Below are 15,926 nucleotides of genomic sequence, written 5' to 3'. Positions count from 1 at the left end.
GGGCGCCGGTGAGCCGCGGGCGCAGCGCGAGCAGGACGCCGAGGGCGGCGTAGCCGATCAGCAGGTGCGTGGCGCCGACGAAGCGGCCGACCGTCACGCCGAAGATCCCCATCGCCGGGAGGGTGATGAACGCCCGCGGCCGTGGCGGTGGTCGCCGTATCGGCCGGCTCCCTGATCGCGGCCTCGCTGCTCGATCTCCAGGTGCCGTCGGAGCACCGGGAGCGGATCGTCACCGAGGTGGCGTGGACCGCCGGGATCGCCGGTCTGGGCCTGGCCGTGCCCGGCGCGCTGCTGCTGCGCCGCCTGCCCCGGCACCCGATCGCCTGGCTGCTCTGCCTCTCCGGGATCCACTGGTGCCTGGACGCGGCGGCCGGCACCTGGCTGGCCTACGCCACCTGGAACGACCTGCCCGGCGCCTCCGCCGCGTTCTGGATCTACCAGCGGCTCGGCGCGGCCCTGCTGATCTGGCTGCCGCTGCTGCTGCTGATCTATCCGGCCGGGCGGCTGCCCGGCGGCCGGTGGCGGATCGCCGCCTATCTGAGCCTCGTCGCGTCCTGCCTGATGCCGCTGCTCTCCCTGGTCATCCCGGCCGCCGCGGCCCAGCAGCGGGCCGGCGAGCCGATGCCGGCCGAGTTCGCCGGGCTGAACCTCGACCCCACCTCGATCCCGCTGCCGGACGGCTGGTGGGTGGCGATCTTCCAGGTGTCGTTCCTGGCCATCCCGCTCGGCATGATCGTGCCGGTCGCGGTGGTGGTGCGGCGGTTCCGGCAGGCGGACGGCTACGACCGGTTGCGGATGCGCTGGCTGCTCTGGGCCGCGATCATCGACCTGCTGGTGGTCGTCTCGGTGCTGGTGGTGCCCGAGTTGTCGTCGGTGGCGCTGGCCCCGGCCGTCGGCCTGACCGGCGCGGCCGTCGTGGTGGCGATCGCCCGGCCCACCCTGCTCGACGTCGACCGGCTGCTCGGCGGCACCGTCCTGTACGCCGCGATGGCCGTCACCGTCCTGGCCGTGGACGCGTGCGTGCTCGGCGCCACCGGGCTGTTCCTCGGGCAGAGCCTGCCGGAACGCGACGCCGCGGTGGTCGCGGTCCTGCTGGTCACCGCCGGGTACGGGCCGCTGCGGCACCGGCTGTGGCTGCTGGTGCGGCGGCTGGTCCTGGGGCGGCGCGACGACCCGTACCGGGTGGTGGCGGGGCTTGCCGAACAGCTGGAACGGTCCGTCTCGCCGGAGGACGAACTGCTCGCCGTGGCGCGGGCGGTGGCCGAGGCGTTCCGGTCGCCGTACGTCGTCGTCGAGGTGGACCGGCCCGGCGGCGAGAAGGTGGTGGCCACCCAGGGCGAGCCGGCCGGGCGCACCACCAGCCTGCCCATCACGTACCGGGGGGAGACCGTGGGCCGGGTGGTCCTGCCCGCCGCGGGACCCCGGGTGTCGCTGTCCCAGCGCGACGAACGGCTGCTCGCCGACATGGTCCGGCAGGCCGCGGTCGCCGCCCGCAACGCCCACCTGGTCGGCGAGTTGCAGCGTGGCCGGGAACTGATCGTCGCGGCCCGTGAGGAGGAGCGCCGCCGGCTGCGCCGTGACCTGCACGACGGGCTCGGCCCCACGCTGGGCGGGGTGGCGCTGCGCATCGACACCGCCCGCAACCTCGCTGCCCGCCGGCCCGAGGAGGCCGACCGGCTGCTGAGACAGGCGCGGGAGGATGCCACGGCAGCGGTCGCCGACGTACGGCGGCTGGTCCACGATCTGCGGCCGCCCGCGCTCGACGACGTGGGCCTGCTCGGCGCGGTACGGCAGCAGGCGGCCCGGGTTCGGGTGCCCGGTCTCACCGTGACGGTCGACGGCGGCGACGATCTCGAGCAGTTGCCCGCGGCGGTGGAGGTGGCGGCGTACCGGATCGCCTCGGAGGCACTGGCCAATGTGGCCCGGCACGCCTCGGCCGCCTCCTGCCGGGTCAGGCTGGACGTGGCCGGCGGTGACCTGACCGTCGAGATCATCGACGACGGCGTCGGCATCGCGGCCGGCACGCCGAGCGGCGTCGGTCTCGTCTCGCTCCGGGAACGGGCCGCTGAGCTGGGCGGCGACTGCCGGATAGAGTGCCCCGGCGGCCGCGGCACGGTGGTCCGCGCCCGCCTGCCCCTGGGAGTGCTGACATGACCGAACCGATCCGGGTTCTGGTGGCCGACGATCACCCGATCTTCCGTGACGGCCTGGCCATGCTGCTGACGTCGGTCGACGGCCTCGAGGTGGTGGGCACGGCGGCGGACGGGGTGGAGGCGGTCGCGGCCGCGGCCCGGCTGCTGCCGGACGTCGTGGTGATGGACGTGCAGATGCCCCGGCTCAACGGGGTGGAGGCCACCCGCCGCCTGGCGGTGGACGCGCCCGGGGTCGGCGTCGTGGTGCTGACCATGTCCGAGGACGACGGCACGGTCTTCGCGGCGATCCGGGCCGGCGCCCGCGGCTATCTGGTCAAGGGCGCCGAGCAGGAGGAGATCGTCCGAGCCATCAGCACGGTGGCGGCCGGCGGTGCGATCTTCGGTGCCACCCTGGCCCAGCGGATCGCCGAGTTCTTCGCCGCCGGGCCGCCGCAGCCGACCGACGCGTTCCCGCAGCTGACCGCCCGGGAGCGGGAGATCTTCGAGCTGCTGGCGGCGGGCCGCAGCAACGCGCAGATCGCGGCCGCGCTCTACCTGTCACCGAAGACGGTCCGCAACAACGTCTCCAACGTCTTCGCGAAACTCCAGGTCGCCGACCGGACCGAGGCCATCCTGCGGGCGCGTGAGGTGGGCCTGGGCCGCTGACGCGGGCCGCCCGCGATTTCGCGGGCGGCCCGGTGACGATGGTGGGCGAGGCATCCCCCCGTGTGCGACGCCTCGCCCGGCTCGGGGCGGGAGCTGCCGACGGGCGCAACGGCGCTGGGCACGCGGCGTCCACGCTCGAGGCGCCCCGCCGCTGTCGCCTTTATAGCACGGGAAGAAAGCGCTTCCACGACGTTTTTGGGAGCGTTTCCACAAATGCCCGGGTGCAGGTCAGGGCGACCACGGCCGCCAGATGTCGCACAAGACGAGCGGAACACACACATCACCCGGTCGGGTCTTACCTTCCTCGTACGTTTCCGCGCCCCGCCGCGCGGCATGATGGGTGCCGTGACGGGCGCGGTGGGCAGGGGGCTGGTCCTCGTGGTCGAGGACGAGCGGCCGATCGCCGACCTGGTCCGGCTCTACCTGAGCCGGGAGGGCTTCGGGGTGCAGGTCGAGCACGACGGCGCGGCCGGCCTGCTCGCCGCCCGGCGGTTGCGCCCGGTCGTGTGCATTCTGGACATCGCCCTGCCCGGCATGGACGGCACCGAGATCTGCCGCCGCCTGCGAGCCGCCGACGACTGGACCCCGGTGATCTTCCTGACCGCGCGGGACGACGAGGTCGACCGCATCCTCGGGCTGGAGCTGGGCGGCGACGACTACGTCACCAAACCGTTCAGCCCACGCGAGCTGGTCACCCGGGTCAAGGCGCTGCTGCGGCGCGCGGCCGGACCGGCCGGGGCGGAGCGGGTGCGCAGCCTGGGCCCGCTCACCCTGGATCCCGGCCGCCGGACCGCCGCGCTCCAGGGGCGGTCGCTGACCCTCACGGCGACCGAGTTCGACCTGCTCGCGCATCTGGTGGGCCGGCCCGGCCGGGTCTTCACCCGGGAGGAGCTGCTGGCCGCCGTCTGGGGTTACGCCTCGCACGCCGGCACCCGGACGGTCGACGTGCACGTGGCGCAGGTCCGCGCCAAGCTGGGCCCGGCCGCCGCCCTGATCCGGACGGTCCGCGGGGTGGGGTATACCGCCGATGCGTGAACCACCTCGGGCGTGGGGCCCCGCCGTGCGACGGTTCTTCGGCACGCTGGCCGGCCGCGCCGTCCTCGTCACCACCGCCACCGCGCTCGTCTCGGTGATCGCGACCACGATGGTGGCGGTGCCGATCGCGATCCGGTCGGTGAACACCCAGGTCCGCACCGAGTTGATGAACCAGACCGTGCTCGCGGTCGAGTTGCTCACCGACGAGCGCCCCGCCGTCCGGGCCCGGATCGTCGACCGGCTGCGCGCCGAGGGCGTCGAGATCTACCTGGTCCGCAACGGCCGCGCCGACCGTGCCGGGCTTCCGCCACGGGTGGTGCGGCGGGTGGCCGCGGGCGAGACCCTCGACATCCGCGGCCAGGTCTCCGGGCGACTGTCGTTCGTCGCGGCCCGGCCGCTGCCCGGCCGGGCCGGCGGCGTCGTGCTGACCCGTAAGGTCGCCACCAACCTGGCCGCCCGGGTGCTCGGCGGGGTCTGGGTGGCGCTGGTCATCGGCCTGGCCGGCGGGGTCCTCGCCGGCACGGTGCTGGCCCGCTTCGTGACCCGGCCGATCGCGCGGGCCGCGGCCGCCGCCACCCGCCTGTCCTCGGGGGACCGTTCGGTGCGGATCTCCCGGGCCGGCCCGTCCGAGGCGGCCCGGCTCGCCGACGCGTTCAACCAGCTCGCCGCCGCCCTCCAGACCAGCGAGGGCCGGGAGCGTGACTTCCTGCTGTCGGTGTCGCACGAGCTGCGCACCCCGCTGGCCACCATCCGGGGATACGCGGAGGCGCTCGCCGATCGCGTGATCACCGGCGACGACACGGCCGGCGCGGGCGCCACCATGCTCGGCGAGGCCCAGCGGCTGGACCGGCTGATCTCCGACCTGCTGGTGCTCTCCCGCCTGGAGGCCGCGGACCTGCCGCTCGACGTGACCGAGGTGGACCTCGCGGAGCTGGTCCGCGACGCGGGGCGGGCATGGGCGGCCCGCTGCGGCCCTGACGGTCCGTCGCTGACCGTCGAGGCGCCGGACGGCCCGGTCGTCGTCCACACCGACGCCGGGCGGATCCGGCAGGTGCTCGACGGCCTCTGCGAGAACGCGTTGCGGGTGGTCCCGGCGGGCGCGCCGCTGATCCTGGCGGCCCGGCCGGCCGCCGACGGCGAGGGCCGGTTCGGGGAGGTTCGCGATCGGGAGGGCCGGCCCGGGGAGGTTCGCGATCAGGAGGGTCGGCTCGTGCCGGCCTCCGGCCGGCTGAGCGGCGGGATCGTCGAGGTCCGTGACGGCGGGCCCGGGTTCACCGACGGCGATCTGGCCGTCGCGTTCGAGCGGGGCGAGCTGAACCGGCGCTACCGGGGTGTGCGTGAGGTGGGCAGCGGGCTCGGGCTGGCGCTGGCGGCCCGTCTCGTGACCCGGCTCGGTGGGCGGATCACGGCGGGGCACGCCCCGGAGGGTGGCGCCATGTTCACCGTGGAGCTTTACCGTTCCCGAACAATGGGCTGACACGGCTCGATCGCGGCCGGCCCAGGATCGTGGGCATGACTCGTACCCCGAAGATCCTGATGGCGGGCATCGCACTGGCCCTGGTCCTGACCGGCTGTGGCAGCCCCGATGTGGACACGCCTGATGTGGGCACACCCGATGTGGACACGGCCGCCGAGGTGGTGGCTCTCCAGGAGGTCGGCTTCACCGAGGTGCTCGCCGACGGCCCGTCCACCGCGCCCGGCAAGGTGCGGCCGCACGCCGTCCGCAAGCTGCTGCGGAAGAACGCGCTGCACGGCGAGGTGGTGGTGGAGACACGTGACGGCGGCACACGCACGATCGTGGTCCAGCGCGGCGAGGTCACCGCGGTGGAGGCTGACCGGTTCACCGTGAAGTCGTCCGACGGGTTCGAGGGCTCGTGGACCTTCGGTGACCCGTTGCGTGTGGTCGACCGGGTGAAGCGGGAGAAGACCGAGCGCGATGCCGTGACCGTGGGCGCGACGGTCGGCGTGGGCGGGGTCCGCGACGGCTCTGCCACCGCGGCCCGTCTGATCATCGTCGGCTGAGACCGGCCCGCCCCTTGGGCCGGCCTCAGCCGACGGTCCCCGACCCGGCCACGCCCCCCGCGCGGCCGAGTCCTGGGGTGATTACTGCAGGAATTCGCCGAAGGGCGACAGGAGGAGCTTGCCGAGACCGGTGGCGGTCTTGTCGAGCCGCCGCCGCTCCTTGTCGAGCTCGATCATGTCGTGGCGCAGAGCCCAGATCTTCTGAGCGTTGCGCCAGGCGACATTGCGGGTGTATTCCACCATCTCGCCCTGCCACCAGTCGTCGAGGTCGCCGTTCATCGTGTCGATGAGCACCTGCCAGCGATCGAGGTAACCGCGGCGCAGACCCGGGATCTCCTCGGCGAAGATGTCGTTGACCTGGAGGTAGTCGTGGTGCTGGTCGCTGCCGTCCACCGGATCGCTGCCCAGGTGGTCGAAGGTGGTGACCAGCGCGAACGGCAGATCGAAATTGATGTGCGCGTTGACGCCGGCGACCGCTGACGGGAGCGGGCGGGCATCCGGCCCCGGCACCCGGCAGAACAGGCCGGCCCACACACCCGGACAGGCCGGGCTGCCTTCGGTCCAGTAACGGAGCGCGTCGAAATAGCGCGCCGCGAACTCGACGTCGAGGCGGGCCAGGAACGCCGGGTCCTTGAACTTGCCGGCGTAGAGACGCTCGAGCACGTTCTCGGTGATCGTGAGGTAGAGCTTGTTGAAGTCGGCCAGCGGGTTGCTGTGGAGCAACGGCGGTACCTGGCACAGGACCTCTTGCATTTTCGCTAGCTGGTCCACCACTCCGGGCACGTCGTCGGGGTGCCGTTGCAGGATGTCGGACATCTCCTGCTGAACGGGGCCCCAGATGGGCTGGGTCATCGGTTCCTCCGTGAATGATGCAGTACAGCGGAGGGCCCCCAGCACCGCCCGGCGAAGCTGGTCGCCGGGCGGTGCTCCCCCGTGCGACTCACACTTCCACCGGGGGTCCGCCGATCGGATCGGTAGAACTACGTATTCCGCGTACGTAAGTCACGGCGAGATAACGATTGCCTGGTCAGGCTGCTGTCAGAAAGACACGACTTGCCTGGACCCGGGTCCGCACCTGCAGTTTGTCGAAGATGTGCCCGAGGTGCACGCCCACGGTGCGCTCGCTGATGAAGAGCAACTCACCGATCTCCCGGTTAGTCAAGCCCTCGGCCACCGCGGCCAGAACCTCACGCTCCCGGCCGGTCAGCGAGGACAGCTCGTCGGCGGGCTGCTCGGGCACCGCCATCGGCACCGTCTCCGCGTCGTCGGCGAGCGTGACCCGGAACCGCTGGGCCACCCCCACGATCTCGCTCGCGAGTGGCCGGGCACCCATCGCGGTCGCTGTCCCGTAGGCCTGGCGGAGCCCGGAGATCGCCGTCGCCCGCCGGACCCGGCGCTGCAACGACGCCTCGGCGTGCCGCAGGCGCGAATAGGCCGCCGGGTAGGGCTGCTGGCGCCGGTCCCAGACCGCCGCCGCCCGTGCCCACGGCTCCGGATCGTGGCGGTCCTCCACCCGGCTCAGCTCGGCGGTGCACAGGTCGAGGTAGCCGTCGACCACCGCCCGGACCGCAGGCGGCGCGTCGACCACCCCCTTGACTAGGCGATCCATCACCGTTCGCAGCCGCCGGACCGCACCCGCGTCGACCGGCTGGCCGGCCACGTGCGCCTCCGCCTCGGCCCGTAGCCCGTGCCAGGCCAGCACCGCGAGCAGGACCAGGTCGTCGGAGCGGGACTCGGTCAGCCCACGCTGCACCGCGGCCCGGGCGTCGCCGTGTTCGCCCAGCCAGATCGCCATGCCGGCCCGCAGGGTCAGCATCGGCAGCACGTGCCGGGCGCCGCCGCCGGCCAGCAGGGTCGCCGCCGCGTCCAGGTTGCGGCGGGCGTTGTCCAGCTCGCCGAAACCGACCCAGAGCCGGCACCGGGCCAGCAGCAGCTCGACAGCGTCGGCACCGGACGGGCGGTTGCGCATCGCGGAGTCCAGCACCGCGTCCGCCTCGGCCCACTGTCCGCTTCTGAACAGTCCATTCGCGGCGATCGCCAGTAGCCTCGTCTGGTAGGTCCGGCCGACACCGAGCGAGGAGAGCTTCTCCGCGCCGCGGCGGGCCACCAGGACCCCCTCCTCGACGCTGTTCAGCGGGCCGGCCAGCAGCTCGGCGAGGTGCAGGTAGGCCACCCCCAGGTCGTCCGGGTGCCCGGACCGCTCGGCGATCTCCACACCGTGCCGGATGACGGCCAGTCCGGCGTCCGGATCCTCGCGGAAGGCCGCGCTGAAGCCGAGCGCGGCGCTCGCCCGGACCAGGTCGGCGGTCGCCCCGTTCACCGCGGCCAGCTCCAGGGCCTCGCGGGCGTGCTGGTTGGCGTCCGCGTACCGGCCCAGGTGCAGCAGCAGCTCGGCCAGGTAGGCCGCGGCCGAGGCACGCTGGCGTGGGGTGCAGTCGGGTGCCTCGAGAGCGCGGTGGTACTCCGTCTCAGCGGTCGCCGAGCGCCCGGCGGCCGCCAGGTAGCGGGCCCGCCGCAGGTGCACCCCGGCCTGACCGGGGGCGTCCGGACGGCCGGCCAGCTCCTCCAGCCGGGCCAGCGCCAGCAGGTGCTCGCCGCACTGGTGGGCCGACTCGGCGGCGTTGGCCAGCAACTCGGTGCGGCGGCGGTCGGCCTCGTCGGTGAGCTGCAGCGCGATCGTCCAGTAGCGGTGCGCCTCGGCGAAGCCGTACATGCTCTCGGCGGTGCGGGCGGCGGCGACCACGGCGGGCAGCGCCCGGCCCGGTTCGCCGGCCCGCTGCCAGTGGTAGGCCAGGCGGGCGTTGTCCGGTTCGCCGTCGATCGACTCCAGGGCCTCCGCGTACCGCCGGTGCAGCGACGCCGCCTCGGCCGGCAGCACCTCCTGCTCCAGCACCTCGGCGACCAGCCGGTGCCGCAGCTTGTAGCCGTCGCCGTCACGGGCCACGAACCGGTGCGTCACGGCGGCCCGGATCGCCTCGATCAGCTGGTCCTCGGGCAGCGGCACCACCCCGGCCAGCACGGCGTGCTCCACCGGCTCCACACCGGCCGCGATGGCGTGCACCACGGTGTGCGCGTGCGGCGGCAGCTCGTCCACCCTGGACAGGAAGATCTCGCGCAGCGTGTCGGACAGCTCGACCCGGCCGTCACGCAGGTCACGGGCCAGCTCCTCGACGACGAACGGGTTGCCGCCGCTGCGCTTGAAGACCCGCTCCGCGTCCTCCACGGCGACCGTGCCGCCGACGATCGCGGACACCAGCTCGTGGGTCTGGCTCTGGTTGAGCGGGGCCAGGTCGACCACCCGCACCGACCGCAGGCGGCGCAGCTCGGCCAGCACCCGGCGCAGCGGGTGGGTGCCGTGCAGCGCCTCGGCCCGGATCGCGGCGAGCACCGAGACCCGGACGTCACCGAGACCGGCGAGCAGGTAGAGCAGCAACTGCCGGGTGCTGCGGTCGGCCCACTGGAGATCGTCGAGCACGAGCAGCAGCTGCTGGTCGCCGGCGATCCGGCGCAGGTCGCGCGAGACCCGGTCGAGTAGCGCGCCGGCGTCGTCGGCGGCCGCGGCCGGGCCGCTGCCGTCGTGCCGGCGCAACGCTTGCAGCACCGGGTGCAGCGGCGACGCGTCCCCGATGTCGAGACATGTGCCGAAGAGCACCGCGAAGCCCGTCCCGCGCAAGGCGTCGGCGGTCTCCCGGAGCAGGCGGCTCTTGCCGATGCCGCTCTCCCCGGTCACGAACACCGCGGCTGTCCCGCCGGGACCGACGTCGCGCAGGTAGGACTGGATGTCGGCCAGCGTGCCGGTGCGCCCGACAAGCGGCCCGTCGTCCCCCTGTCTGGCCATGCCCGGCAGCCTAATCCGTATCGGCCTATCACGTTGTCGTCGGTTCGGACTGTTCTGCGTCACAAAAACGACGGAAATCGATGCTGCAGAGATAGGTAGTTCTGCGGATCCGCGTCTTGTCCAGGGCTGGCACCGTACTCCCGGTCAACGCAGTGATCTGGGGGAGCGTGAGACATGACCACCATCACTACCGCCGTACAGGAGCGGCGCCAGGACGTGACCGTGCTGTTCATCGACATCGTCGGCTTCACCGCTCTGGTGGACCGGCTGGACTGCGCGGAGGTGCGGGCGCTGCAACGTGACTACTTCTCGGTCGTGTCCGAGGTGGTCCGCGAGTGCGGCGGCATCGTCGAGAAGTACGTGGGTGACGCGGTGATGGCGGTGTTCGGCGCCGCGGAGGACGGCTTCGGGCCCGAGGCGGCGGCCTCCGCGGTACGAGCGGGCCTGTCGGTCCAGGAGACGTTGAGGGGGCGACTCCTGGCCGGCAGGTTCCCGGTCCGTACCCGGGTGGGGCTGGCCACCGGGGAGGTGATCGTCGACCCGATGGCGGCGTTCGACGGCGGCTACGGGATGATCAGCGGCAGCGTGGTGAGCACGGCGGCCCGGCTGCAGGCGTACGCGCCGCACGGCACCGTGGTGGTCTGCTCGGCCACCCGGGAGGTGACCGACGAGCTCATCGCCTACCAGGAACTGCCGCCGGTGTCGGTTCCGGGCAAGTCCTACCCGCTGGACCTCTGGCGAGCGTTGCAGCCGCAGGCCGCGCCGTTGGCCGTCGTGTCGTAGACCACTTTTGTGGTCATTTACCCCGATTTTGGCTACGGCATGGTCTAGACCTGCCTCGCCTGGGGCAGAAGTGTCGGAGGCGCCGGGTAGGCTCGCGCCGTCTTGACCACCCATGGCCGATCGGGAGTGCCGCCTCGTGACCGCACAGCCAGAGACCTTGTATGGGGCTGACGACCTCACGCACCTGGAAGGGCTGGACGCTGTCCGGAAACGCCCAGGCATGTACATCGGCTCCACCGACAGCCGGGGCATCAACCACCTGGCCAACGAGATCATCGACAACTGCACCGACGAGGGTGTCGCCGGGCACGCGACCACGATCGCGGTGATCCTGCACGCCGACGGCTCGGTGCAGGTCGACGACGACGGCCGCGGCATCCCGACCGACGTGCACGCCAAGTCCGGCCTGAGCGGCGTCGAGCTGGTGCTCACCCGGCTGCACGCCGGCGGCAAGTTCGGCGGCTCCGGCTACAAGACCTCCGGCGGCCTGCACGGCGTCGGCGCCTCGGCGGTCAACGCCCTGTCACACCGCTTCGACGTCACCGTGAAGCGGGACGGCAAGGTCCACGAGATCTCGTTCCAGCGCGGCGTCCCCGGCGTCTTCGACGGCCCGGGCCCGAACGCGTCGTTCACCCGCGAGCCCGGCCTGCGCGTGGTCCGCCGGATGAAGCGGGGCGAGCCCGGCGGCACCTCGATCAGGTACTGGTACGACGCCCGTTACTTCGAGACCGGCGCCCGCCTCGACGTCGACAACGTGCGGACCAAACTGCGCAACACCGCGTTCCTGGTCCCCGGCGTCCAGTACACGCTCTTCGACGCGACCGCCGAGGAGCCGGCCACCGAGACGTTCCACTACCCGAACGGCCTGGCCGACATGGTGGAGTTCCTCACCCCGGCCGCGGACAAGCCGGTCTCCGGTGTCCTCATGGTCACCGGCGAGGGGACGTACAAGGAGAACGCCGCCGACGCCAACGGCGTGATGCAGTCCAATGTCGTCCGAACCGCCCAGATCGAGGTCGCCTTCCGCTGGGGCACCGGCTACGAGCGCACCGTCGAGTGCTTCACCAACACCATCCGCAACGTGCACGGCGGCACCCACCGCAAGGGCTTCGAGCGGGCCCTGGTGCGGGCCCTCACCGAGGCCGTCCGCAACGCCCGCGCGCTGCTCAAGCCCAAGGAGGAGCCGCCCGTCCTGGACGACTTCCTGGAGGGCATGACCGCGGTCATCCACGTGCGGGTGCCGGAGCCGCAGTTCACCTCGCAGACCAAGGACGAGCTGTCCACGGCCGGGGTCACCCGGGTCATGCAGGGGCTCGTCGAGGCGTACCTCAAAGAGTGGATCGACGGGCGGCGCACCAAGACCGAGGCCCGGACCGTCCTGCAGAAGGTGGTGGACGCGGCTCGCGTCCGGCTCACCCAGAAGCAGCAGAAGGACGCGGCCCGCCGCAAGACCGCCCTGGAGGGCGCGTCGATGCCGGCCAAGCTGGTCGACTGCCGGGCCATCGGCATCGACCGCTCCGAGCTGTTCATCGTGGAGGGTGACTCGGCCCTCGGCACCGCCCGGATGGCCCGTAGCTCGGAGTACCAGGCCCTGCTGCCGATCCGCGGCAAGATTCTGAATGTCCAGAAGGCCAGCCTCCAGCAGGTCCTCGACAACGCCGAGTGCTCGGCCATCGTGCAGGTGCTCGGCGCCGGCTCGGGCCGCACCTTCGACATCGGCCAGATGCGCTACGGCCGCGTCATGATCATGGCCGACGCGGATGTCGACGGCTCGCACATCCGGACCCTGCTGATCACCCTGTTCGCCAAGTACATGCGGCCCGTCATCGAGCACGGCCGGCTCTTCGCCGCCATGCCGCCGCTGCACAAGGTGGTCACCAAGGGCCGCAACTCGGAGACCCTCTACACCTACACCCAGCAGGAGATGGAGAGCACCGTCACCCGCATCGAGCGCTCCGGCCGCCAGGTGCAGAAGCCGGTGCCCCGGTTCAAGGGCCTCGGCGAGATGGACGCAGACGAGCTGTGGGACACCACGATGAACCCCGCCGAGCGGACCGTCCGGCGGATCACCATCGAGGACGCCGAACGAGCCGAAGCCACCCTCGAACTGCTGATGGGTGAACGGGTCGAGCCCCGGAAGAACTGGTTGATCGAGGCCGCCGGCCGGATCGACCAAGAGACGATCGACGCCTGAGAGGCCCGCTACCCATGGCACGCCGCAAAACCGACAAGCGCGTCGACCTGTCAGCGTTCGACCAGGCCGGCGCCCGGATCATCGACAACCCGCTGGTCACCGAGGTGGAGGACTCCTACCTGGAGTACGCGTACTCGGTCATCCACTCCCGGGCCCTGCCCGACGCGCGGGACGGTCTCAAGCCGGTCCACCGGCGGATCCTCTGGTCCATGTCCGAGCAGGGCCAGCGCCCCGACCGGCCGTATGTGAAATCGGCCCGCGTGGTCGGCGACGTCATGGGTAAGTACCACCCGCACGGCGACGTCGCGATCTACGACGCCCTGGTCCGCCTCGCCCAGGACTTCTCGCTCAACACGCCGCTCATCGACGGCCACGGCAACTTCGGCTCACCCGACGACGGCCCGGCCGCCGCGCGGTACACCGAAGCCCGCATGTCCCGCGAGGCCATGCTGCTGGTCGGCGAACTCGGCGAGGGCACCGTCGACTTCAAGCCCACCTACGACGGCTCCGAGCAGGAGCCCAAGGTGCTCCCCGCCGCCTTCCCGAACCTGCTGGTCAACGGCACGTCCGGGATCGCCGTCGGGATGGCGACCAACATGATCCCGCACAACCTGGGCGAGGTCGTGGCCGCCGCCCGGCTCCTGATCCGCAAGCCCGGGGCCGGCCTCGACGAGCTGATGCGCTACGTTCCCGGCCCCGACCTGCCGACCGGTGGCCAGCTGCTCGGCCTCGACGAGGTGCGCCGGGCGTACGAGACCGGCCGCGGCGTCGTGCGCCTCCGGGCCCGTGCCGAGACCGGCCCGCTCGAGGGCGGCCGGGGCCGGCAGGCCATCACCGTCACCGAACTGCCCTACGGCGTCGGCGCCGAGAAGATCATCGAGGCGATCACCGACGAGGTGAAGGGCAAGGTCATCACCTCCGGCCCGCGGCGTGGCCAGCGTCAGGCCGCCCGGCTCGCCGGCATCGCCGACGTCAAGGACCTCACCGACCGCGAGCACGGCACCCGCCTGGTCATCGAGTGCAAGGTCGGCGTCAACCCGCAGGCCCTGCTCGCCGACCTCTACCGGCTCACCCCGCTGGAGAGTTCGTTCGGCATCAACAACCTGGTCCTCGTCGACGGGCAACCTCGTACGCTCGGGTTGAAGGCTCTTCTCGAGGTCTTCGTCCAGCACCGCTACGACGTGGTGACCCGCCGCACCCTGTTCCGGCGCACCAAGCGCGAGGACCGGCTGCACCTCGTCGACGGTCTGCTCATCGCGCTCATCGACATCGACCGGGTCGTCGCGCTCATCCGGGCCAGCGACGACGCGGCCGCTGCAAAGGCCGGTCTGATGAGCGAGTTCGGGCTCTCCGACATCCAGGCCACCTACATCCTCGACACCCCGCTGCGGCGGCTCACCCGGTTCGACCGGATCGAGCTGGAAGCCGAACAGGACCGGCTGCGCAACGAGATCGCCGAACTCAGCCGCATCCTCGACGACGAGACCGTGCTGAAGAAGGTCGTCTCCGACGAACTGGCCGCCGTCGCCAAGGAGTTCGGCGCGGCCCGGCGCACCACCCTCATCGACGGTGACCTCAAGGAGGTCCTCGCCGCCTCGGTGCCGGCCGGCCCGCTCGAGGTCGCCGACGACCCCTGCCAGGTCATCCTCTCCGCCTCCGGGCTCATCGCCCGGACCGCGGCGGAGAGCGAGGAATCCACCGAGGCCCACAGCCGCAGCGGCCGGGTCAAACACGACGCGGTCCGCGCCGTCATCCATTCGACGGCCCGCGGGCGCGTCCTGCTGATCACCAACCGGGGGCGGGCGTTCAAGACCGACGTGCTGCCGCTGCCCGTCCTGCCCGAACAATCGGGGACGGTCTCGCTGCGCGGCGGCATGTCCGCATCCGAAGTCGTCCCCCTGCACCAGGGCGAACGGGTGGTCGGTCTCGCGCCGCTCACGGCCGAGGGCTCGCCGGGCATCGCCATGGGCACGAGAATGGGCATCGTCAAGGTGTGCGCCCCGGAGTGGCCGGTGCGGTCCGACGAGTTCGAGGTGATCACCCTCAAGGAGGGCGACGAAGTCCTCCAGGCCACCTGGCTCACCGACGGGGGCGAGGCGCTCGTCTTCGTCACCTCCGACGCGAACCTGCTGCGCTTCCCGGCCAAGCTGGTCCGGCCACAGGGCCTCAAGGGCGGCGGCATGGCAGGCGTCAACGTCGGCGCCGACGCCGAGGTGATCTCCTTCAACGCGGTGTCCACGACGGACGACACCCACGGTGCGCCGATGGTCGTCACGTCCACGGGCACCCAGGTGAAGGTGTCGCCGTTCGCCTCCTACCCGGCCAAGGGCCGGGCCACCGGTGGGGTGCGGGTGCAGCGCTTCCTCAAGGGCGAGTCGCGGCTCTCGGTCGCCTGGGTGGGCCCGCGTCCGGTCGGCGCCAGCAACACCGGCGATCCGGTGGAACTCCCCGAACCGGACGCGCGCCGGGACGGGTCCGGGGTCGCGGTCATCATGGGTCCGCAGATCATCGGCCACCTGATCGAGCGCGACTGATCGTCTTCCCCCTCCGAACCGTCCGGTGCGCCGCTCCGGGAGCGTTCCGGCCAGGACGGTTCGGGGCGGAGGCCAGCTCATGCTCCCGGCCGGGACGGCCAGCTCTTGCATTCGGCTGGGACCGTCGGCTTTGCGTCTGACGGGGGCCGCTGGGGCGGGGTCGGTCCTTCCATCGGCAGAGCCCGTCGGGGCGGGCGCCGACTTCGCTTCCGGCTGGGACGGTTCGGGGGCGGGGGTGGCCGACGAAGGCCGTCAGGCTTGATACCTTCGTTGGCCACCCCCGCCCCCGAACCTTGCCTGGCCGGGCTTTTCCGCAAACCCTTCAGCGGTACGGGCGGGAGCGTTCCGTAGGGCTACGCCGTTCCGCCGAGCCGCGCGAGGTGAGTGGGTGGTTGCGCCTGCGGCGCGGCCGGCGGGCTGAGATCGGCGGTCACCGTCCGGACGTTCCACCTCGGCGTTTTGAGCCGGGGCATCGCCACTTCGTCGGCCGCGATCTTGGACGTTTTGCCACCGCGAGAGGTGGCCAAAGATCCAAGATCGCGGGGCGGTGGCGTGGCTTCGCGAGAGTCGCCAACCCGCCAAGCGCGATCTTGGGAACTCGACCACTTGAGAGGGTGGGAAAGCGTCCAAGATCGAGCTTGGGGCGCTGGTGAGCGCGGGGCGAGAACGCGCGAGGGTGGGCGCGGGCGGACGCGAGGGCGGACACGAGGGTGGGCGCGGGC

At 72.2% G+C, this 15,926-nt stretch carries 10 protein-coding genes; 8 read left to right on the top strand and 2 right to left on the bottom strand.

Translation table 11 applies throughout. The features are described from left to right. The first annotated feature begins 141 nt into the window (after positions 1–141). The 5 genes from KZ829_RS44730 (at position 142) to KZ829_RS37135 (ending at position 5,855) form a co-directional block, all read left to right on the top strand. On the top strand, positions 142–2,154 hold the full coding sequence (locus KZ829_RS44730; protein WP_220148520.1) for a sensor histidine kinase: 2,013 nt from the start codon (positions 142–144) through the stop codon (positions 2,152–2,154). Next, a complete protein-coding gene (locus tag KZ829_RS37150; RefSeq protein WP_220148519.1) occupies positions 2,151–2,798 on the top strand; it encodes a response regulator in 648 nt (215 codons plus the stop codon). The genes KZ829_RS44730 and KZ829_RS37150 overlap by 4 nt, the downstream gene beginning before the upstream one ends. Before the next feature lie 336 nt (positions 2,799–3,134). Further along, on the top strand, positions 3,135–3,833 hold the full coding sequence (locus KZ829_RS37145) for a response regulator transcription factor (RefSeq protein WP_246636909.1): 699 nt from the start codon (positions 3,135–3,137) through the stop codon (positions 3,831–3,833). Then, positions 3,826–5,310, top strand: a complete 1,485-nt coding sequence (locus tag KZ829_RS37140) for a HAMP domain-containing sensor histidine kinase (protein ID WP_220148517.1) — start codon at positions 3,826–3,828, stop codon at positions 5,308–5,310. Before KZ829_RS37145 ends, KZ829_RS37140 begins: the two co-directional genes overlap by 8 nt. 35 nt (positions 5,311–5,345) lie before the next feature. Beyond that, positions 5,346–5,855: a hypothetical protein gene (locus KZ829_RS37135; RefSeq protein ID WP_220148516.1), complete on the top strand. Its 510-nt coding sequence runs from the start codon at positions 5,346–5,348 to the stop codon at positions 5,853–5,855. Positions 5,856–5,936: 81 nt separating this feature from the next. Here KZ829_RS37135 and KZ829_RS37130 read toward each other — a convergent pair whose 3' ends face one another. Both KZ829_RS37130 and KZ829_RS37125 read right to left on the bottom strand, forming a co-directional pair. Continuing rightward, on the bottom strand, positions 5,937–6,707 hold the full coding sequence (locus KZ829_RS37130) for a DUF5995 family protein (RefSeq protein WP_220148515.1): 771 nt from the start codon (positions 6,705–6,707) through the stop codon (positions 5,937–5,939). Between the two features lie 175 nt (positions 6,708–6,882). After that, complete coding sequence (locus tag KZ829_RS37125) at positions 6,883–9,693, bottom strand: ATP-binding protein (RefSeq protein ID WP_220148514.1); 2,811 nt, start codon at positions 9,691–9,693, stop codon at positions 6,883–6,885. Positions 9,694–9,867: 174 nt separating this feature from the next. Between KZ829_RS37125 and KZ829_RS37120 the strand changes: the two genes are divergently transcribed. From KZ829_RS37120 to KZ829_RS37110, 3 genes are all read left to right on the top strand, one after another. Next, positions 9,868–10,476, top strand: a complete 609-nt coding sequence (locus KZ829_RS37120; RefSeq protein ID WP_220148513.1) for an adenylate/guanylate cyclase domain-containing protein — start codon at positions 9,868–9,870, stop codon at positions 10,474–10,476. A gap of 112 nt (positions 10,477–10,588) precedes the next feature. Continuing rightward, positions 10,589–12,670 (top strand): DNA gyrase/topoisomerase IV subunit B, encoded by a 2,082-nt coding sequence (locus tag KZ829_RS37115; RefSeq protein ID WP_220148512.1) that lies wholly within the window; start codon positions 10,589–10,591, stop codon positions 12,668–12,670. 14 nt (positions 12,671–12,684) lie between these two features. Beyond that, a complete protein-coding gene (locus KZ829_RS37110) occupies positions 12,685–15,204 on the top strand; it encodes a DNA gyrase/topoisomerase IV subunit A (protein ID WP_220148511.1) in 2,520 nt (839 codons plus the stop codon). The last annotated feature ends 722 nt before the right edge of the window (positions 15,205–15,926 follow it).

The sequence above is a fragment of the Actinoplanes hulinensis genome (assembly GCF_019429605.1).
Classification (GTDB): domain Bacteria; phylum Actinomycetota; class Actinomycetes; order Mycobacteriales; family Micromonosporaceae; genus Actinoplanes; species Actinoplanes campanulatus.
Note: the sequence above shows the minus strand (reverse complement) of the source record. Positions and strands in the feature narration are given on the sequence as shown.